Annotated in this window: 11 protein-coding genes; 4 read left to right on the top strand and 7 right to left on the bottom strand. The window is 70.6% G+C overall.

Annotation, left to right across the window (positions count from 1 at the left end; all coding sequences use genetic code 11):
* Both KF823_09560 and KF823_09555 read left to right on the top strand, forming a co-directional pair.
* Positions 1-4424, top strand: a 4424-nt coding sequence (locus KF823_09560; GenBank protein ID MBX3726151.1) for a DUF11 domain-containing protein, incomplete at its 5' end; no start/stop codon positions are given.
* Positions 4425-4501: 77 nt separating this feature from the next.
* Positions 4502-6199, top strand: coding sequence for a DUF11 domain-containing protein (locus KF823_09555; protein ID MBX3726150.1), 1698 nt, complete (start codon positions 4502-4504; stop codon positions 6197-6199).
* A gap of 288 nt (positions 6200-6487) precedes the next feature.
* On the opposite strand, the gene KF823_09550 is transcribed toward KF823_09555, so the two are convergent.
* The 3 genes from KF823_09550 to KF823_09540 all read right to left on the bottom strand — a co-directional run bounded on the left by KF823_09550 (position 6488) and on the right by KF823_09540 (position 11261).
* A complete protein-coding gene (locus tag KF823_09550) occupies positions 6488-7495 on the bottom strand; it encodes a class I SAM-dependent methyltransferase (GenBank protein ID MBX3726149.1) in 1008 nt (335 codons plus the stop codon).
* Positions 7496-8049: 554 nt separating this feature from the next.
* Positions 8050-9618, bottom strand: a complete 1569-nt coding sequence (locus KF823_09545; GenBank protein MBX3726148.1) for a VCBS repeat-containing protein — start codon at positions 9616-9618, stop codon at positions 8050-8052.
* On the bottom strand, positions 9615-11261 hold the full coding sequence (locus KF823_09540) for a hypothetical protein (protein ID MBX3726147.1): 1647 nt from the start codon (positions 11259-11261) through the stop codon (positions 9615-9617). Before KF823_09540 ends, KF823_09545 begins: the two co-directional genes overlap by 4 nt.
* Positions 11262-11865: 604 nt before the next feature.
* Here KF823_09540 and KF823_09535 point away from each other — a divergent pair.
* Positions 11866-13092 (top strand): pyridoxal-dependent decarboxylase, exosortase A system-associated, encoded by a 1227-nt coding sequence (locus KF823_09535; protein MBX3726146.1) that lies wholly within the window; start codon positions 11866-11868, stop codon positions 13090-13092.
* Between the two features lie 336 nt (positions 13093-13428).
* Here KF823_09535 and KF823_09530 read toward each other — a convergent pair whose 3' ends face one another.
* Positions 13429-14550 carry a glycosyltransferase family 4 protein gene (locus KF823_09530; protein MBX3726145.1) on the bottom strand — a complete coding sequence of 374 codons (1122 nt, stop codon included), beginning with the start codon at positions 14548-14550 and terminating at the stop codon, positions 13429-13431.
* A complete protein-coding gene (locus KF823_09525; protein MBX3726144.1) occupies positions 14547-17789 on the bottom strand; it encodes a CRTAC1 family protein in 3243 nt (1080 codons plus the stop codon). The genes KF823_09530 and KF823_09525 overlap by 4 nt, the downstream gene beginning before the upstream one ends.
* Positions 17790-17816: 27 nt before the next feature.
* Here KF823_09525 and KF823_09520 point away from each other — a divergent pair, with 27 nt between their 5' ends.
* A complete protein-coding gene (locus tag KF823_09520; GenBank protein ID MBX3726143.1) occupies positions 17817-18524 on the top strand; it encodes a methyltransferase domain-containing protein in 708 nt (235 codons plus the stop codon).
* Between the two features lie 113 nt (positions 18525-18637).
* Here KF823_09520 and galE read toward each other — a convergent pair whose 3' ends face one another.
* Both galE and KF823_09510 read right to left on the bottom strand, forming a co-directional pair.
* Positions 18638-19645, bottom strand: a complete 1008-nt coding sequence (gene galE, locus KF823_09515) for a UDP-glucose 4-epimerase GalE (GenBank protein MBX3726142.1) — start codon at positions 19643-19645, stop codon at positions 18638-18640.
* Positions 19645-20979, bottom strand: a complete 1335-nt coding sequence (locus KF823_09510; protein ID MBX3726141.1) for a hypothetical protein — start codon at positions 20977-20979, stop codon at positions 19645-19647. Before KF823_09510 ends, galE begins: the two co-directional genes overlap by 1 nt.
* Between the last annotated feature and the right edge of the window lie 40 nt (positions 20980-21019).

Below are 21019 nucleotides of genomic sequence, written 5' to 3'. Positions count from 1 at the left end.
CGATGCTGACCCCGAACTCGATCACCTGTCCGAGCGTCGCGCCTGGCGGCACCTGCGTTCTGACCGGCACCTACGTGGTCCAGCAGACCGACATCGACGCCGGCCAGATCGTCAACACCGGCACCGGCAGCTCGACCCAGACGCCGCCTCTGACCTCGACGGTGACGACCCCGATCCCGCAGACCCCGGCCCTGTCTGTCCTCAAGACCGGTCCGGTCGGTACGGTGGCCGTGGGCGAGACCATCACCTACACGGTAACGGCGACCAACACCGGCAACGTCACGCTGACCAATGTCATCGTGTCGGATCCGATGCTGACGCCGAACAGCATCACCTGCCCGAGCGTGGCCCCGGCCGGCACCTGCGTGCTGACCGGCACCTACGTGGTGCAGCAGTCCGACGTGAATGCGGGTCAGATCGTGAACACTGGTTCGGCCGAGGGCACCAGCCCGATCGGCCCGGTGGGCCCGGTCACCTCGACGGTCACCACCCCGATCGCCCAGACCCCGGCCCTCTCGGTGCTGAAGACCGGTCCGGTGGGCACGGTGGCGGTGGGCGAGACCATCACCTACACGGTGACCGCGACCAACACCGGCAATGTCACGCTGACCAACGTCATCGTGTCCGACCCGATGCTGACCCCGAACAGCATCACCTGCCCGAGCGTTGCCCCGGCCGGCACCTGCGTGCTGACCGGTACCTATGTCGTCCAGCAGAGCGACGTGAATGCGGGTCAGATCGTGAACACCGGCAGCGCCGAGGGCACCAGCCCGATCGGCCCGGTGGGTCCGGTGACCTCGACCGTCACCACCCCGATCGCCCAGACCCCGGCCCTGTCGGTCCTCAAGACCGGCCCGGTCGGTACCGTGGCGGTGGGCGAGACGATCACCTACACGGTGACCGCAACCAACACCGGCAATGTCACGCTGACCAACGTCATCGTGTCCGACCCGATGCTGACCCCGAACAGCATCACCTGCCCGAGCGTTGCCCCGGCCGGCACCTGCGTGCTGACCGGTACCTATGTCGTGCAGCAGTCCGATGTCAACGCGGGTCAGATCGTGAACACCGGCAGCGCCGAGGGCACCAGCCCGATCGGCCCGGTGGGCCCGGTCACCTCGACGGTCACGACTCCGATCGCCCAGACCCCGGCCCTGTCGGTCCTCAAGACCGGTCCGGTGGGCACGGTGGCGGTGGGCGAGACGATCACCTACACGGTGACCGCGACCAACACCGGCAACGTCACGCTGACCAACGTCATCGTGTCGGATCCGATGCTGACGCCGAACTCGATCACCTGCCCGAGCGTCGCGCCTGGTGGCACCTGCGTGCTGACCGGTACCTACGTGGTGCAGCAGTCCGATGTCAACGCGGGTCAGATCGTGAACACCGGCAGCGCCGAGGGCACCAGCCCGATCGGCCCGGTGGGCCCGGTCACCTCGACGGTCACGACTCCGATCGCCCAGACCCCCGCCCTGTCGGTGCTGAAGACCGGTCCGGTCGGTACGGTGGCGGTGGGCGAAACGATCACCTACACGGTGACAGCGACCAACACCGGCAACGTCACGCTGACCAACGTCATCGTGTCGGATCCGATGCTGACCCCGAACTCGATCACCTGCCCGAGCGTCGCGCCTGGTGGCACCTGCGTGCTGACCGGCACCTACGTCGTCCAGCAGTCCGACGTGAATGCGGGTCAGATCGTGAACACCGGTTCGGGTGAAGGCACCGGTCCTGGCAACACGCCGGTCGGTCCGATCACCTCGACGGTGACCACCCCGATCGCCCAGACCCCGGCCCTGTCGGTCCTCAAGACCGGACCGGTCGGCACTGTGGCGGTGGGCGAGACCATCACCTACACGGTGACCGCGACCAACACCGGCAACGTCACGCTGACCAACGTCATCGTGTCGGATCCGATGCTGACTCCGAACAGCATCACCTGCCCGAGCGTTACCCCGGCCGGCACCTGCGTGCTGACCGGCACCTACGTCGTCCAGCAGTCCGACGTGAATGCGGGTCAGATCGTGAACACCGGCAGCGCCGAGGGCACCAGCCCGATCGGCCCGGTGGGCCCGGTCACCTCGACGGTCACCACCCCGATCGCCCAGACCCCGGCCCTGTCGGTCCTGAAGACGGGCCCGGTCGGCACTGTGGCGGTGGGCGAGACCATCACCTACACGGTGACCGCGACCAACACCGGCAACGTGACCCTGACCAACGTCATCGTGTCCGACCCGATGCTGACGCCGAACTCGATCACCTGCCCGAGCGTGGCGCCCGCCGGCACCTGCGTGCTGACCGGCACCTACGTGGTGCAGCAGTCCGACGTGAACGCCGGTCAGATCGTCAACACCGGAAGCGCCGAGGCCACCAGCCCGACTGGTCCGGTGGGTCCGCTGACCTCGACGGTGACCACCCCGATCCAGCAGAAGCCCGCGCTCTCGATCGTCAAGTCGCAGCCGACTGGCAGCCCGACGCTGGGCCAGACCCTGACCTATGTGATCACCGCCACCAACACCGGCAACGTGACCCTGACCAATGTCGTGGTCAGCGACCCGATGCTGACCCCGAACTCGATCACCTGTGCCAGCGTGGCCCCGGCCGGTACCTGCGTGCTGACTGGCACCTACGTGGTGCAGCAGACCGACGTGAACGCGGGGCAGATCGTCAACACGGCGAGCGCCGAGGGTCGCGATCCGGGCAACGCCCTGGTCGGTCCGGTCACCGACACGGTGACCACGCCGGTGCCGCAGGCCCAGGTCACGCTGTCCAAGTCGGTCTCGGATGCCAGTGGCGATGGCCTGGCGCAGCCGGGTGAGCTGCTCACCTACACCATCACGCTGGCCAACAGCAGCGTGCAACCGGCCACGGGCGTGGCGGTGACCGACGTGCTCGACGTCAATACCAGCTTCGTCAGCGCCGACAACGGTGGCAACCATGCCGGCGGCGTGGTGACCTGGAGCGGCCTGACGGTGCCGGGCAACGGCGCTCTGGTGCTGACGGTGCTGGCGACGGTCAACGACCCGATTCCGGCCAATGTCGGCACGATCACCAACCTGGCCCACGAGACCGGCCTGCCGCCGCCCGACTGCTCGGTGGTACCGCAGCCGGCCGGTTGCGCCACGCTGCCGACCGCGCCCGCGCTCTCGGTCAGCAAGGCGGTCACCGGCGAGAGCATCATCCCCGACGGCATCGCCCAGCCGGGCGAGGTGCTGACCTACACCATCACGGTGCGCAACGAAGGGGGCGCCGCGGCGCTGAACACCCTGATCAACGAGTGGGTGCCGCAGCACACCACCTTCGTGGGCGGCACGCCGACCTGGACCTGCGCGGCCGGTTCGGTCGGCGGCACGCCGTGCGACACGCTGGTCGACGTGCCGGCGGCGGCGGGCGGCTCGCCGGGCGTGGTCACCGCGACCTTCCAGGTCCAGGTGGTCGACCCGATCCCGGCGGGCGTGCTGCGCATCGCCAACGTGGTTGCCCTGAACGACCGGCCGCCGGTGGACTGCCAGAGCCAGCCGACCTTGCCGCAGTGCGCGGTGGTGCCGACCATCAGCGTCGACCTGGTCAAGAGCGTGCAGTCGGTGACGACCACCGGGCCGAACATGTACCTGGTGCGCTACCTGATCGAGGTGCGCAACCTGGGTGGCTCGCCCGCGGTCTACACACTTACCGACACCCTGGACCACACCGCCAATGGCCTGGTCTACAACGGCAATGCCCGGGTCGAGACGAGTTCGGGCCAGGTCAACCCGGCCCTGCCGGGTGGCCAGTTCGCGCCGGCCAATGGCAGCACGGTGCAGGTGTCCGCCGCCAACGTGACGATCGCCTCCGGCGCCGTCCATGCCTACACCCTCACCGTCCCGGTGGCGGTGCTGGCCGGTGGCGTGCAGAACGGCCAGTGCACCGGCCAGCCGGGCAACGGCCTGTTCAATCGCGCCAACATCACGGGCACCTTCGCCGTCGAATCCGCCGCCTGCGCGCCGATCAGCGCCAACGGCACGGCGATCACCCTGGTGAAGACGGTGGAGATGGGCATCGACAACAATGGCAACGGGTACGGCGATGTCGGCGACGTGCTGTTCTACGACTTCGTGGTCAGCAACACCGGCAACACCAACCTGACGGCGATCTCCCTGCTCGACCCGCGTGTCACCGACCTGGCCTGCAGCCCGCTGACCGCGTTCGGCCACCCGATCACCGTGTTGCGCGGGGACGAGCTGTTCCGCGACCGCTTCGAGCCGTTCGGGCTGGGCGACCTGGTGCCGGGCGACTCCCTGAACTGTGCGGCCAGCTATGTGCTGACCGCCCAGGATGTGGCGGAACGGCGCGTGGTCAACACGGCGACGGCCTCGGGCAGCGGTCCCGGTGGCCAGGTCGTCAGCTCGACCAGCACCGCCGTGTTCACGGGATTCCGCTGAGCATGGACACGACGCAGAGGGTAGGCAACCATGCACCCACGGACCAGGCACACCGGGAACCCGGGGAGACTTCGGACATGACCATGATCGACACGCAACCCAACACCGCGCCGCGCAGCCGGTCCGGCTCCGTCGCCGGCCCGGTGCTGGCGGCACTGCTCGCTTCGGTCGCCGCCAGCAAGGCCGTGGCCGCCGCGGGACTGGCGATCCAGGTCGATCCGGACGCCGCCCGGCTGATGCCGGCAGGGTCGTCGACCTTTGTGACCGTCAGCAACACCGGCAGCTCGGCCCTGTCCAGCCTGCGCCTGTTCGCCGGCGGTGGCCTGGCGCTGACCTGCGACCTGCAGACCCGGCAGGGTGCGGGCTTCGCCCAGCCCGGCGCACTGTCGCCCGGCGACTCGGTCCTGTGCGCTGTCGAGCGTTCCGGGGCGGCCGGCCGGGCCTGGCAGGCCGGCCTGGCGGCGTCCGCCATGGATCTCGCCGGCAACCGGTCCCTGGTCCGGCATGCCAGCTTGAATCCGCGTGGCGGCCTGATCACCCCCGACCAGGGCATCGTGGTCCTGCTCGCCGGCGGCACGCACGTCGACGGCAACTTCAACGGTCTGCTCGATGCCGGCGAACAGATCGACTATCACTACACGCTCTACAACGACGGCTCGCTTGCCCTGGCGTCGCTGGTGCTGGTCGACCTGGAGGGCGTGGTGGCCTGTCCTGGCAGCACGCTGGCGGTCGGCGCGCACATGGTGTGCACCCGCAGCTATACGGTGACGGCGGGCGACGCCGCCGCCGGCCTGGTGTTCAACGAGGTCGAGGTGGTGGGGGTCGACGCCGGCGCCGGGCCGGTCCAGGCGGGCGACGTGGTGCTGCGCCAGAACCTGGCGGGCAGCGCGGAGATCCGCGTGGTCAAGAGCCCGCTGCTGCTGGACGATGCCGACAACAGTGGCTTCGCCAGCGTCGGCGACCGCCTGCGCTACACCTTCGCGGTCAAGAACAGCCACGCCCAGCAGCTGACTTCGGTCGGCCTGGTCGAACCCGACCCGTCCCTGATCGATACGCCGATCGTCTGCCAGGCGCTCACCCTGGCGGCGCAGCCCTGGGCCGGCAACGGCACCGGAACGCTGGTGACCACCGATACCGCGCTGTGCAGCGCGGAGTACACGGTGCGCCCCGCCGATGCCGCTGCCGGACAGGCGCTCAATCTGGTGGTGGCCAATGGCACCGCGACCTTCGCCGGCCCGGTTGCCGGCACTGCGGCATCGGCCGTGGCGATCCCCCGCCTGGGCCCGCTGCAGGTCGCCAAGGTGGCCAGTGTGCCCGCGACCCCGCCCGGCGGCTCGCTGGTCTACACGGTGACGGTGCGCAACCTGGGATCGCTGCCGGTCCTCAACGTCACCATCAGCGACCCGGTGCCGCCTGGCCTGACCGGGTTCGCGTGGACCTGCGCCGGTGCGGCCTGTCCGGTCGCGGCCGGTTCCGGGGCCATCAACGTCACCGTGCCGAACTTCGCTGCCGGCGCCGAAGTGGTCTTCACCATCAATGCCACGGTGGCCAGCAACCCACCCAACCCGATCCTCAACGTGGTCACGGTGACGCCGGAGACCGGTGCCGAGTGCGCACCGGACGGTTCGCCACCGCCTTGCCGCGCCGACGTGCCGGTGGGCGTCAGCAATCCGATGCTGCCCGTGCCGCTGGGTGGCGGCCTGTGGCTCTTGTTGCTGGCCGGCCTGCTGGGACTTGCTGCCCGGTTCGGCCTCGCTGCGCGCAGGGTTGCATGACCTGACTTTGGGATCCGGGACCCGGGACCCGGGACTCGGGACTCGGGACTCGGGACTCGGAGTCTGATGTGCTCCCCTCTCCCGCGGCGCGGGAGAGGGGCGGGGGGAGAGGGCCGCGCTTGCGAGACGACAAGCCGCATGGCTTGCCCACAATGTGTGCGCGCACCGATTCAGACCCATGCGCGCCTTGCTTGCGGACACGTCCACTTCGTCCCCGATCGCCCTAAGTCGGCGCAGGCGGATTGGCACGCGGCGCCGCTGCGGCGCCAACGCACCATCGACGGGCTCTCAGGCCGCTGTGGATTCCGGCGTCAATGGCCGGGCGATCACGGCCAGGTTTTCTCCCCAGCCCATGCCCAGGAAGCCGTCGCGCAGGCGGTGGCGCAATCGCTTGCGCTGGTGGCTGCCGGCAACTGGCGCGGCGTCCGCGGCCTGATCCTTCTGCGGCGCCGGGGCCGACGAGGGTGCCGGGGGGTGCTTGGCTGGATCGGAGACGAAATACTCGTCCAGCCCCAGTCCGACGGTGAAACTGTGCTCAACGGCCCAGCCGGCATCGGCCAGCACCCGGGTCAGCGTCGCGCGGCTGTAGTAGGCAAGGTGGATCGGGAAGGCGCGGTAGCGTTCGTCGATGGCGAAGCGTCGTGTCAGCCAGGGCATCGCCAGCCGGGCCCGCAGGGCGCTGGCGTTGGGCACCTCGATGAACAGGCGGCCGTCCGGCGCCAGCACCCGGCGCACCGTCGCCAGCACCGCGGCGGGGTCCTCCAGGTGCTCGAAGACGTGATGGAAGGTCACCAGGCCGAAACGGGCGTCGGGCAATTCCTCTGGCCGCTCGACCATGTCCAGGCCGGCGGCCCTGCACGCGGTCAGGCCGCGCCTGCCCGGCTCCAGGCCCGAGGCGCGCCAGCCCCGCTCGCGCACACTCAGCAGGAAGCCGCCGCCACCCGCCCCGTAATCCAGGACGTGCCGCGGCGCCGCTGCGGGCAGATGCCGCTCGATGATGGTCATCAGGTGGTCTGCGACCTTTCCGGCCGAGGACGATCCGGCGGTCTCGTGGCAGTCGTAGGTACTGCCGGCGTAGAAGGCTCCCAGGCGCGCCGAGGACGGCCGGGGATTGACGAACACCAGTCCGCAGTCGCGACAGCCGGCCAGTCCGAGCCGGCCGGTCAGCGGCGCGAACACCTCCGGTCCGATCCAGCGCCCCGGGGTGGCCAGGCGACGATGGCGGTCGCCGCCGCAGGCCGGGCAGGCGGTCAGGGTGACGACGTCGGCGTCGGCCAACGGCGAGCTGGCATCCATGGCGGTTCTCCGCGGCAGCAGGGCGGATGGCGGGCGTTCTCCATCCGGACAGCGGAAGGCTGACATGCCGGGGGTGCGTCGGCAACTGCGCAGGCCGCCTTCGCGCCTGCGCCGCGCGGACATAGGTGACATGGCGCGGCGGAACATGCGTATCCCCTCGTCGGGCCAGCCAAGCGTGCGGCGGGAGCGAAGCCAGGGAGCGGCGGCGCTCGCCGGTCCTGTCAGGCACGGGACCAGCGGGCAGGACGTCCTGCAACGGTCCCCCAGGTGCCCTGCCACCGGCTCCCGAGTGACGTCAGGTCCCCGCTGGTGGTCGGGGCCTGGGGAGCGGGGCGCAGGAACGGGGTCCGGGAAGCTCGGCGAGATCCGTTCCGCTCCGCCCTCCGGCAAAGCCCTGCAGGTCGTCGCACCGTCCACCAAATCTTGAAGAACGATCGCTGCGGTCGCGCTTCAGGTTGCTCGTGCGGCGCATCGCGTCACGGGCGTGCCGAACGGCGCCTGGCCGCAGCCGGCAGGCTGTCCGACAGCCCGCCGGCCCGCGATGCCGCCGTCGTTCAGGGCGAGCCGCAGCCCGCCGGTGCCTGCAGGGGCCAGCCGTTGCCGGGCTGCCAGTGCTGAATCAGGCAGCCGTTGCCGTACACGATGACCTCCTGGTTGCTGGCCAGGCCATTGAAGCGCCGGACCGGGCCGCCGTTCGGGAAGCGCACCTCGAGATCGACGGTGGCATTGCCGCCCAGGCCGGTGTGCAGGTGGGTCTGCGGGTGCTGCTCGCCGGCCAGCACCGGCATGTGCGAGACCAGCACGTTGGTGCCCGGCCGGTACCAGCGGACGCTGGCGCCGATGCCGTCGCTGTTGCCGCCGCCGCCGCGCACGCGCACCTTCATCCAGCGCGCGCCGTCGGTGGCGGTCAGGTTGCGGAACAGGCCGACGTTGGACAGGAACTGGGTCTTGATGATGTCGAGCTTGCCGTCGTTGTCGAAGTCGCCGACGTCCGCACGGGGCGCCGCCGACTGCCATCCGCCCGGACCCTGGCCTGCAGCCTGCCCGAAATCGATGCCGGTTGCGGCAGTGAAGGTCAGGTTGCGGTTGTTGCGGTACAGGCGCACCGATCCGCCGACACCGGATACCAGCAGGTCCTGCCAGCCGTCGTTGTCGAAGTCGGCGGCGATGATGTTGCCGTAGTCGCTGCTGGCGATGCTGGCCAGGCCGGACCCCGCGCTGACGTTGGTGAACCCGCCGTTTCCGGTGTTCCGGAACAGCAGGCCGCGGTCGCTGGGCGAGAACTGCTGGCCGTCGAGCAGGAACAGGTCGAGATGGCCGTCGTTGTCGAGGTCGGCGAGCAGCATCTGCATGAAGCGGCCGCCCGTGAACGCGGGCACCGCGACCCAGGTAAGGTTGCCGCCGTCGTTGCGCCAGTAGCCGCCGTTGGCCGGCTGCACGATATCCGGCCATCCGTTGCCGGTGACGTCGCCGACCACCTGGTAGGCGGCGTTGCCGCTGCTGGGGCGCAGCTGTTGCCGGGTCATCATGTGCTCGACGCGGCGGTTGTTGTAGACCACCTCGAGGTTGCCGCTGCCGGTGATGTCGGCGAACGCGCAGTAGCCCTCGCAGGCGTTCTCCTTGCCGGTGAACCAGGGCAGGAAGCTGCCCTGGCTGCTGCCGTTGCGGTAGCGCGCGCCCATGGCGTTGCCATGCCGCGACCAGTAGTCCTGGCGGCCATCGCCGTCGAAGTCGAGCGCGGTCAGCCAGCCGGACGCCAGCGGATTGCTGCTGGCGGCGATGTTGTGGTTGACCTGGCTGTTGCTCGCGTAAGTGAACGTGCCGGTGCCGTCGCAGCGGTTCAGCCAGAGCCGGCTGGTGGCGCCCCAGTCCGAGTGGGAGAAGATGAAGGCGTCCTTGCAGCCGTCGTTGTTGAAGTCGACGAAAAGCGCATCGAACCGGTAGTTGGAGTCGAGCATCTGGTCGATGCGCTGCGCGGCCTGGTTCTGGAAGGCCAGCGGTCCGGCGCTGGGACCCGACCAGGGCTCGAAGCCGCCGGCGAACACGCCGTCCGGCGTCTGCGCAGGCAACAGCGGCGAGGCTGCCAGCAGCGCGGTGGCGAGGGCCAGGCGGACGCGGATCATTGCTCGAGCAGCCATACGGCCTCCGGATTGCGGTGCTGCCAGTTGAACGCACGGGCGGTGTGCGATGCGGCGGCGCAGGACAGGTTGAGATACATCGACAGGCGCGCTATGCGCTGGTCGAACTGCGCCCGCCAGCCGGGATCGGACTCGAACCGGCGCGCTGCCGCCATCACCATCAGCAGCTCCGGGTTGTGGCTGTCCGCCCCGGAACCGTTGCTGTTCTGGATGGCGACCACGGCCGACTGCGGCGCGATGCCGGAGGAGAAGTACCAGCCGATGGTGCCGCCGGCGTTACAGGCGCTGCGCCAGTTGCCTGCAAGGGAATCGGGCGCGAAGCCGTGCTGCTCCATGTAGCGGCCGAAGTCGCGCAGCATCACCGGGATGCGGGCGTCCTGGGTGACCCGCCAGGCTCGCCACAGGCCGCCTACGATGTTGGCGCTCATCCAGGGCGAGCCGCCGCGCACGTCGGTGGCGGCGTTGTAGGTCATGCCTTCGTGGGTCTGCCACGAATGGGTCCAGGCGCCGGTGAACGGGTCGCCAGGTGGACTCTGCTGGTGGCCATGCAGCCAGCCGACGATATCGACGATGTGCTGGCGCCAGGCCGGGTTGCCGGTGATTTCGTAGGCGCTGACGACGTGCTCCAGCGCCAGGCCGATCTTGCGCTCGGTCCAGGCCTGGCTGCCGCCCTGGTAGGCGCCGATCACGCCGGCCCAGCCGCCCTGCATCTGGTTGTGCACCATATGCGCGAGCGTGGTCGGGCTGATCCGGGTATCGTCGCCCGCCAGCGCGATCAGCAGCAGGTGCGGCATCGAATAGGAATACTTCGGATCGCAGGCATTCACGCCGTCGAATACCCAGCCGCCGGTGCAGTCCGGCCAGCCGCCGCCGTTGCCGGTGGTCTTGATCTTCGACAGATAGAAGGTCGCGGAATTGTAGAATTCGGCGAAGAAATCCGGGCGGCCGCTGCGCACATACTGCAGGCCGATCACCGAGGCCCGGTCGAACAGGAAACCATGCACGCCCGAATAGGCGGTATTGGTCGCCCACTGCCACTGGCGGTCGACATAGCGGTCGTACCAGTGCTGGCCATCCCAGAGGCGCTGCGGGCCGGCGATCAGGGAATCGACCAGCCAGGTGCGGTCGAGCGTGGCCAGCAGCCGGGGGACCGGGGCGTTCTGCTTGCCCGGCCGGGTGCCGTTGTCGTAGGGCTGCTCGGCGAGGTGGAGGCTGCGCGGTGCGCTGGTGTCGAACCGGTACTGGCCGGCCGGATTGGCGAAGAACTGCACCTTGACCGCGCGGATGCTGTTGTCCAGCCAGTGCCAGCGCAGGGTGGGACGGACGAAGGCGGCGACTTCGGCGCCGCTGCCGTCCAGGATGCGGACGTGGCCGGCATCGCCGAGCGCACCCGGCGGGAAGGGGATGCCCATCGACACCAGCTCGACCGGCGCCAGGGTGGCGTTGCCGGTCAGGGTGATGCTGCGGACCGCTGTGGGCGGCGACCAGGGCTCGAACCCGCCGTTGAACACGGCATCGGGCAGCGCCTGAGCGGCGGCACTGCCGAAAGGAATGAAGAGCTGGCCGGCAAGGCCGGCCAGAAGGTACCAGGCGAAAGCGGCAAACGGCCGCAAAGAAAACTTTTGCATGATATTCCGGAAACCCCCACGGTTTGGCGGAAACGGATGTGGCGGGACGCGATGAATCCGCCAAGGGAGGCGGATCATAGGCCCGAAGCGGCCCGTGGTTTCGTGATACGTTTCACGCGCCGGCGATTTTTTTGGTTATTCGGCCGGGCGGTTCATGGGCGATTCCAGGTACCGGGTTCGCAATGTGGCCGTGCGTTCCGGCACGCGGCGGCGGATATTGGCCGTTCCGCTCCTGAATAATCAAGACGGCATCACGAAAAGCTTGCGGGAAAGCGCACGGCCTGGCCGCCAGCCGCTACCATGGCGCCGTTTCCTGGCCCGCTCGCCGGGGCGCGGCTGCAGACCCGCAAGGACACTTCGGGAGCCCCCGGCACCGGGTCCATGGTCGCCGGCCATCCGGGGACGGGGCGCCACCGGCGGCACCGGAGAATCCGAGGGTGGACAGGAAACGGGTTCGGCCCCGGCAGCCTCCATGAGCGCGGAGCGCGCAGCAGCGCCCGGTCGGCGCGGGGGTCCCGGGACCGGCGCCGGCGCGGACCGGCCGGGACACATCACGGAGGGGCCGGTCACGCCCTCCGCACGACGAACGGAGGCAGGCGCAACGATGGTCGAGGCAGGGATGGTGTTGCGGGACTGGCCGCGCAACGGCGCCGGCGAGTGGCTGGTCGGGGGACGCCCCCTCTCGCGCGTCGTGGCCGAGGTCGGGGGCACGCCCTGCTACCTGTATGACCGCGGCCGTCTCGATGCGCGGGTGGCGGCGCTGCGGAGCGGCCTGGACGAACGCATCCATCTCCACTACGCGGTGAAGGCCAACCCCATGCCGGCCCTGGTCGCCCACCTCGCGCGGCGGGTCGACGGCCTGGATGTCGCCTCCGCGGGCGAGATGCGGGTCGCTCTGGATGCCGGCATGGCTGCCGATCATGTCAGTTTCGCCGGGCCCGGCAAGTCGGAAGCCGAACTCGTGCAGGCACAGGCGGCCGGCATCCTTGTGAACCTCGAGTCGTTCCGCGAAGTCGACCTCCTGGTCGCCGCCAGCGAGCGCACCGGCACGCCGGCGCGGGTGGCGGTGCGCGTCAATCTGCCGTTCGAGCTGAAGGCGTCCGGCATGAAGATGAGTGGCGGCGCCAAGCAGTTCGGCGTCGACGCCGAGCAGGTGCCCGAGCTGCTCGCGCGGATCCGCGCTGCCGGTCTCGCCTTCGAAGGCTTCCATTGCTACGCGGGCTCCCAGAACCTGAGCGCCGAAGCCATCGTCGAGGCCCAGCAGCGCAGCTACGACCTGCTGCGCGGCTGGCTCGACCTGCTGCCGGCGCCGGTGCGCACCCTGAACCTCGGTGGCGGCTTCGGCATTCCCTACAGCGACCGCGACCGCAGCCTCGACCTTGCGCCGGTGAAGCAGGCGCTGGCCGACCTGGCCGGTCGCTGCGCGTCCGACTTCGGAGCGGGGGCGCGCATCGTCCTCGAACTCGGTCGCTATCTGGTCGGCGAGGCCGGCCTGTACGTTTGTCGGGTGATCGACCGCAAGGTCTCGCGGGGTCATCCGTTCCTGGTCACCGACGGCGGCATGCACCAGCACCTGGCGGCCTCCGGAAATTTCGGCCAGGTGATCCGCCGCAACTATCCGGTCGCGATCAACGGCCATCGTCCCGGCAGCGGCACGGTGTCGGTGGTCGGGCCCTTGTGCACGCCGCTCGACCTGCTTGGCGACCGCGTGGAGCTGCCGGATGCTGGACCGGGCGACCTCGTCGTGGTGTTCCAGTCGGGCGCCTACGGCCGGACCGCCAGTCCCAGGCAGTTCCTGGGCCACCCGGATGTGATCGAGGCGCTCATCTGAGTTCCTGCGGCCGAGGCGTCGGCCCTGACGGTCACGCCACGCAGGTCGGCGCCATGCGCTTCACGACGCCTCTCCAGCGGGGCGTGCTGGCCGGGGCAGCCCTCTCCCCCGCTCCTCCCCCGCAGGCGGGGGAGGAGAGAAGTGCGGTGCCGTCGCATTTGCGAAACGCCGCCTGGCAGAGGCTGAGACTCGACGCCAATCAGGTCCCCCGCAGGGCAGGGGACGGCAGAACTGCGGTGCGTTCGCAGGGCGGCACACGCTTGGCAGGTAGGCGATGGTTGCAAGGGATGGCTGAGGTGCGACAGCCATCGGGATGCGGGGAGGGGCCGCCGCCCGTCAGCGCCTGCCGTCCAGGAGGCGCTGGTACAGGGCCAGGAAGTTCCGGGCGTAGCGATCCCGGCTGAAGGCGGACGCGGCATGCCGGCTGGCTGCCGCCGCCATCGCCAGGCGTGCCGGCGGATCGGCCAGCAGCCGCGCCAGGCTGGCGGCGAGATGCTCGGCGTCGGCTGTTCCGGCCAGCCATCCGGTCGCGCCGTCGACCACAACGTCCGGAATGCCGCCTACGGCTGCCGCGACCACCGGCACCCCGCAGGCCTGGGCTTCGGCCAGGACCAGGCCAAAGGCTTCGTTGCGGGCACCATGCAGGAGCACGTCGAAGCCCTGGAACCAGCGCTCCGGATCGGTGCGGAAACCGGAGAAATGGATGCGCTGCGCCGCCTGCGGCTGGACCCGGGCGCGAACCAGGCGCTCATGCTCCGGCTCGCCGCGACCCAGCACCACCAGGTGCAAGGGCTGGTCGGGATGTTCGGACAGGACGCGCTGGAAGGCGTCGATGGCGAGATCGACACCCTTCTCCGGCCCGAAGTGGCCCACGCAGCCGACCAGCAGCGCGTCGTCAGGCAGGTCCAGCTCGGCGCGGAGCGCGGCGCGTCGATCTGGATCCGGCGCGAAGCGTTCCAGATCGATTCCCAGCGGAATGCACTCCACCTTGGCCGGGCTCACCCAGTTGCTGCCGATGAAGTGGTCCCGGCGTTCCCGTGAGGCGGTGACCACGGCGCCGACACGCAGACCGACGACGGCGTTGCGGATGCGGTCGCGCAGGCGCGCCGACTCGAAGTTTCGCGTCCGATGGAAGCTCATCAGCAGCGGCGTGCCGGTGAATGGCATGGCGAGCGCGCAGGTCGCCTCGCTCGCCGCATCATGGGCGTGCAGCACGTCGATGCCCTGGCTGGCGCAATAGCGCGCCAGGCGACGCAGCGCGCCCAGGTCGAACAGCTTGCGACGGCCCAGCGCGAAGGCGTCGGTGAAGGCGGCACGCTCCCCGGGTGTCGAGTCCAGGGCGTCCAGGCAGCACAGGCTGCTGCTCACGCCGTGCCTGGCCAGACCCGCCGCCAGGGCGGCGATCGCCTCGCGGCGGCCACCGTTGGCGAAGGACAAGGTGACGTGCAACACCTTCATCGCGGCGTGTCCAGCGCTGCGGGGTGCTCCGGTGCGGATCCTGGCGACGGCAGGTTGCGCCGCAGCCACTGCACCACGCCGCTGCCGCGGTTGTTCCAGTTGAAGCGCCGTGGCGTGGCCGCGGAGGCGGCGCAGGCCGTCGACCAGGAGTGCGCCACCAGGTCCAGGCGGCGTTCCAGCGCGCGGGCCCGGTCCGGGTCGGACTCGAAGAAGCGCGCCAACGCCACCGGCAGCGCGAGCTGCACGGTGTGGGCATCGCTGTACCAGCCCTCGGAATCCTGGATGGCGATGAGCTGCTCGAGGCTTGCCTGCGACGATCCGAAGTACCAGGCGATCTGGCCACGCGGTCCGCTGCAGGGATCCCGCCAGGAGTGGCCAGCCTTCCGGAAGGCCTCCTCGCCGATCCAGCCGTGCGCCTCCAGCCATCCGCCGAAGCGGGTGAGCATGCCGGGAATGCGCTCGTCGCCGGTCGCCAGCCAGGCCTGCCAGAGGCCGTCGATGATGTTCTCGCTCATCCAGGGTGAGCAGCCGCGGACGTCGGTGGCCGGGTCGTAATTGCTGCCCTCGTGCCGTTGCCAGCTGTGCCGCCAGCAGCCGTCGTCGCCGAGGCCGTCGGGGTTGGCCTGCTGGTGCGCCTGCAGCCAGCCGATGCGCTGGTCGATGCTGCGCCGGTAGCGCTCATTGCCGGTCAGTTCCCAGGCCTTGACCAGGGCGAGAAGGCCCAGGCCTGCCTGGCGCTCGGTGAAGTCCTGGTCGACCCGCAGGTAGGGGCCGCGGATGCCGCTCCAGCCGCCGCGATCCCAGAGCGAGGCCATCGCCTCGATCAGGGCGTCGTCGTGCAGGGTGTCGTCGCCGGTCAGGGCCAGATGCAGCAGGATCGGTTCGATATAGACGAACTTCACGTCGCAGGGGTTGACCCTGCCGAACTTCCAGCCGCCGGTGCACTGCGGGCTTTCCGGATCGCGGCCGCGCACCAGCTTGCCCATGTAGAAGCGGTGGCTCTCGATCGCCGCGGCCAGGTGGTCGGGGTCGCCGGTGCGCAGGTACTGCTTGAACAGCGTGCTGGCGCGATCGAAGAGGAAGGCGATGGGGTCCTCGGCGGGCAGCGGCGCGGCCCACTGGAACTGGCGCGCGAAGTAGGCGTCGTAGGCACGGCTGTCGCGGCCGGCCGGCGACTGCGGGCCGGCGATGCCGGAACCGCTCAGCCAGGCCGGCTCCAGCACGGCGAGGACTCCGGGTACCCGCACGCCCTTGCCGCCATCGACCAGGCCGTCGGCGTAGGGCGCCGGCGCGGGGTCGGGTGCGGTCCGCCGCTGGCCGAGGGCGAAACGCAGCGTGCGGGTGCTTCCGGGAAGGTCCACGCGCAGCTGGACCCTGACCGCGCGCAGGCTGTCGTCCCGGAAGTGCCAGCGCAGCGTGGGCGTCACCAGCGCCGGCAGTTCCTCGCCCTGCTCGTCGAGGATGCGCAGGTCGCGCGCATCGGTGAGGGCGCCCGGTGGCAGCGGGATGCCGAAGGTGGCCAGGACCGACGCCCCGACCGCGCCATGTCGCCGCAACTCGATGCGGCCGCCGCGATCGGCGACGGCCGCCGTGGTGGCGCTGCGCACCGAGGCCAGCAGGCCGGCGAGTGTGCCGGCGGCTGCTCTGACTGCCGGACGCACTGGCGGAGCGGCGACCGCCTTGCCCGGCTCCAGCGGCTCGCCGCGGCGCGGACAGTCGCCGGGCGCGGCCATCGGCCAGCCCTCGCCGGGACGCCAGCCATCGATCAGGCAACCGTCCGGGAAGGCGACCACGGCCTGATCCGCGGCCAGTCCGGCATGGCGCCACGCCGGTCCGCCATGCGGCCAGCGCACCTCCAGGTCGACGCGATCTTCCTGACCGAGGCCCGCGTGCAGCACCCGGGACGGGTGCCCCGGACCGACCTGCACCGCGGCATGGGCCAGCAGGCGGTCGCTGCCGGCGCTGAACCAGCGGACGTGGGCACCGACCGCGTCGCTGTTGCCCTGCGGGCCGCGCAGACGGACCTGCAGCCATCGGCCAGTGCCGGCGCTGGTGTTGCGCCACAGGCCGAGATTGCTGTCCGCCTGCGTCTTGACCAGGTCGAGGCGACCGTCGAAGTCGTAGTCGGACAGGTCGGCGCGCGCGGCATGGCCCTCGCTGCCGCGGCCGGTGGCGCCGAGATCGATCTCGACCCGGCGGAAGCGCAGGCCGCCCTCGTTGCGGAACACGAGCACCGGCTGACGGCGCTCCAGGCTGGTCAGCACCAGGTCCGGCCAGCCGTCGTTGTCGAGGTCGCCGGCCACGGCGTTGCCGTACTCGGCGTGCCAACGCTGCACGGGCAGGTCGGCCAGCCCGCTGTCAGCGGTGACGTCGGAGAAACGGCCGTCGCCGTCGTTGCGGAGCAGATGCAGCCTGCCGTTGCCGGCATCGGTACCGTCGGTGATCGTGAGCAGGTCGAGGCGGCCGTCGCGGTCGAGGTCGGCGGCCAGCAGCGGCCGGTCGCCGCCCAGCCCCGCCTCGACCCAGCTCAGCCGGCCCGCATGGTTGCGCCACCAGCCACCGGCGGCTGGCTGCACGATGTCGGGCCAGCCGTCGCCGTCGACGTCGAAGACGATCGCCTCGCCGCGCGTGCGTGCTGGACCGTGAAGCTGCCGCCCGCTGGCGATGTCGACGACCCGGCGGTCGGGGTGGATGCGGTCCATCCGGCCATCGCCATCGATGTCGGCGAACACGCAGGCATCGTCGCAGGCATCGTGCTTGTCGGCGAAGCGCGGCACGAAGGCGCCGGCCTCACTGCCGTTTCGGTACCAGCCGGCCAGCATGTTGGCGTGGCGCAGCCAGAAATCCTCGCGGCCGTCGCCGTCGACGTCGAGCACGGTCATCCAGCCGGCGCCGAGCGGCAGCACGGGCGGATTGATGTAGTGCCGGACCGCGTCGTTGCCGACCAGCTGGAAGCGGCCGCTGCCGTCGCACAGGTTCAGCCACAGCCGGCTGGTCGCCGGGTCCGCGTGTCCGAACACGAAGGGGTCCGGGCAGCCGTCGCCGTTGAAGTCGGTCCACACCGCGTCGAAGCGGTAATCGGAATCGGCCAGCCGGTCGACCGCCGCCGCGGTGACATCCTCGAAGCGGATCGCCTCCGCCCGAGCTGCCGGAGTGGCCAGGACCTGCAACGCCGGCAGCAGCAGGACGGCCGCCAGCCGCACCGCGGCAGATCCGGTCGGGCGGTACACTTGACGCATCGGGATGGGCCTGGACGGAGTGGCAGCGTGGAGGATTCTAGCGGTTCGGTGGTGACCGCCGGCGTACCGGCGCATTTCCATCGCGATGCGCCGCAGGATGCGCATCAGCGACGACGCCATCGGGCCGTGCTGGACATGGTCGCCCGCGTGCCGCCCGGGCGGGTGCTCGATTACGGTTTCGGCTGGGGCGACATCGCCTGGGCGGTGGCGCGCAGCCACCCCGACATCGTCGGCGTCGACGTCGAGCAGCGGCGGGTCGATTTCGCCCGTCGCGAATACGCGCCGCTGCCGTTCGAACGCTGCCGCCCGGATGGCCTGGACTTCCCGGACGCCGCCTTCGACCTGGTGCTGTCCGTGGTGGTGCTGCCGTTCGTTCCGGATGACGAGGCCTACCTGGCCGAGGTCCGCCGCGTGCTTCGCCCCGGCGGCCACCTGGTGCTGGCGACCAAGACCTCGCCGCTGCTGACGCGCCTGTGGCGGCGTCTCACCGGACGTCGCGCGCTGGACCGCCATCCCAGTCCCGGCATCCGCCACCACGACGCCGGCGATGCCGCCGCCCTGCTGCGCCGCCACGGGTTCACGATCCTGCGCCGGCGCGCCTTCTACGACCCGCCATTCGAGGCGCGCAAGAACCTGGTCGATCTGGCCAATGGACTGGTCGAGCGGGTCGGCGAACTGGCAGGCCTGGTCGCGCCCGCGCCCTACCCGCTGTTCCTGGCCCGGCGCGAGGACTGAGGTCGGCACGCCGGACGGCCCGTCTGCCGCGGTCGCCGCGACGCGGCAGGGCCTGGGAGACGGGTCGGGACCTTGCGGCGCGATGCCCGGATACGCCGGGGTGCGCATCCGGCTCAGGCCGGCGCCCGGCGATACCCGCCGCCGTCGGCCAACCGACGCTCCCAGGCCAGCGCACTGGCGACGATGAAGTCCAGGTCGTCATGGCGCGGGCGCCAGCCCAGCAGCTCGCGCAGGCGGTCGCTGCGCGCCACCAGGCTGGGCGGGTCGCCGGCACGCCGCGGTCGTTCGACCACGTTCAGAGCGGCGCCGCTGGCCCGGGCCACCGCGTCGATCACCTCGCGGACGCTGTAGCCATGTCCGTAGCCGCAGTTGAGCAGCAGCGGATCGCCCTCGGCGCGCAGGTGGTCCAGGGCACGCAGATGGGCATCAGCCAGGTCGTCGACGTGGATGTAGTCGCGGATACAGGTGCCGTCGGGCGTGTCGTAGTCGGTTCCGAACACCGCAAGCTGGGTTCGTCGGCCGACCGCGTGCTCGCAGGCGACCTTGACCAGCAAGGTGGCGTCGGGCGTGGACTGGCCGATGCGCCCGTCCGGATCGCAGCCGGCGACGTTGAAGTAGCGCAGGATCGCGTAGCGCATCGCCCCGGTCGCGGCCAGGTCGCGCAGCATGTGCTCGCTCATCAGCTTGGACATGCCGTAGGGGTTGATCGGCGCGGTCGGGGTGTCCTCGTCCGCGACCCCGGAGGCCGGCATGCCGTACACCGCGGCAGTCGAGGAGAACACGAAGCGGCGGATGCCCGCGGCCTGGCAGGCGGCGAGCAGGCTGCGCGTGCCGCAGGTGTTGTTGCCGTAGTACTTGAGGGGATCGGCCACCGATTCCGGCACCACGGTGTGGGCGGCGAAGTGCAGCACCGCCTCGAAGCGGTGCCGGTGCAGCAGCGCGTCGACCAGGGCCCGGTCGGCCATGTCGCCGACCACCAGCTCCGCGCCGACCACCGCCTGAGCGAAACCGGTGCTGAGGTTGTCGAGCACCACGACGCGCTCGCCGCGCGCGGTCAGCTGGCGCACCACGTGGCTGCCGATGTAGCCGGCGCCGCCCGTGACGAGCAGGCCCTGCGCCATCAGCGGGTATAGGTCACGGCCACGTACCAGATGTTCTGGTTCGCGCTCAGGCCGGTTTCGCTGCTGTCGCGCTCGTACCGGGTGTAGCCCATCCGCGAGCTCCAGTGCGGCGTGTAGGAGCGGTGCAGGAAGGCCGCCAGGTAGCGGGTGTCGTTCTCGATGCCGGTGGCCAGGAAGCGCAGGCGCTCGACCCGTGCGTCGACCTCCAGCCGGTGGTTGCTGCTGAGTCGCCAGCCGAAGCCCAATTGTGCGCCGCGGCCGGTCTGGTCGGGCCCGTCGTCGGCGACGTAGTCGAGGCGCCGATGGAACGGTCCGCCGGCGAAGGTGGCACGCACGCCCGCGTAGGCCCAGGTCAGCTCGAAGCTGGTTTCCCGAAAGGGCAGGGCGTTGATCGCGGCGTCGCCGCTGATCGCGCCGGGCGGCAGGGTAGGCGCCGGAATGGTGCCGTCCAGGCTGACCGGTTCGATCAGGGATTCGGCGGTGTCGGAGAACCGCCGCATCGCGGTCGCCGACAGCGAGGTGCGCTCGCTGGTCCGCCAGGCGGCCATGGCGCGCAGCAGGGGGCTGCTGCGGCTTCCGCCATCGTCGAAATCGAGCCAGGAGTACCCGGCGTCGAGTTCCAGGTCGAAGCTGCGCAGATTGCGGCGCCAGCGCAGGAAGGCGTCGTAGCGGTCGTAGTCCGACGCCAGCCCGGCGCCTTCGATATCGACGCGTTGCGCCTGCAGGTTGGCCGACAGGGTGCTGCCGGGGCCGAGTTGCTTGGCGCCGCGCAGTGCCAGACTCAGGCGCTGGCTGTCGAAGCCGGCGCTGTCCTGGGCCCAGGTGTCGATGTAGCGCAGCTCTGCCTGGCCGTTGACCGTGGGGCCGATCCGGAAGAACAGGGTGGGGCCCGCAGCGAAGATGTTGATCTGCTGGCGGTTGTCGGGCGCGTCCGGCGCGGCCAGGCTGACCGGTTGCACGGTCAGGCGGTCCTGCACCACGAAATGCAGCCGGCCCGGGATCGCCACCCAGTTGAGCATGCCGTCGAACTCGGCGAGCAGTTCGCTGCCGTAGGCGTTTTCGAAGTAGTTGCGGTGTTCGACGACGCCGGCGAGCCGCGCCTGCACCGTGCTGCCGTCGTTGCGCAGGTCGAAGCCCAGCGCCGGCGTCGCGATGGTGTCGCTGATCGGGTCGGTCTCGGAGAGCAGGACGTTGTCGTTGTGCTCGAGCGCCAGCTCCAGGAAATAGTCCAGACGCCAGGCCTGCGCCGGCGCCGCGGCCAGCGCCGTGGCTATGCCCAGGGCGAGGGCGGCCTGGCGGCGGGCGGGTCCTGCGATGTTGCGGGCTATGCTCATCGGCCTTCCCACGGTTGCGGTGACGCGCTGCCTGCGGTGA

Source organism: Lysobacterales bacterium, assembly GCA_019634735.1.
Taxonomy (GTDB): Bacteria; Pseudomonadota; Gammaproteobacteria; order Xanthomonadales; family UBA2363; genus Pseudofulvimonas.
Note: the sequence above shows the minus strand (reverse complement) of the source record. Positions and strands in the feature narration are given on the sequence as shown.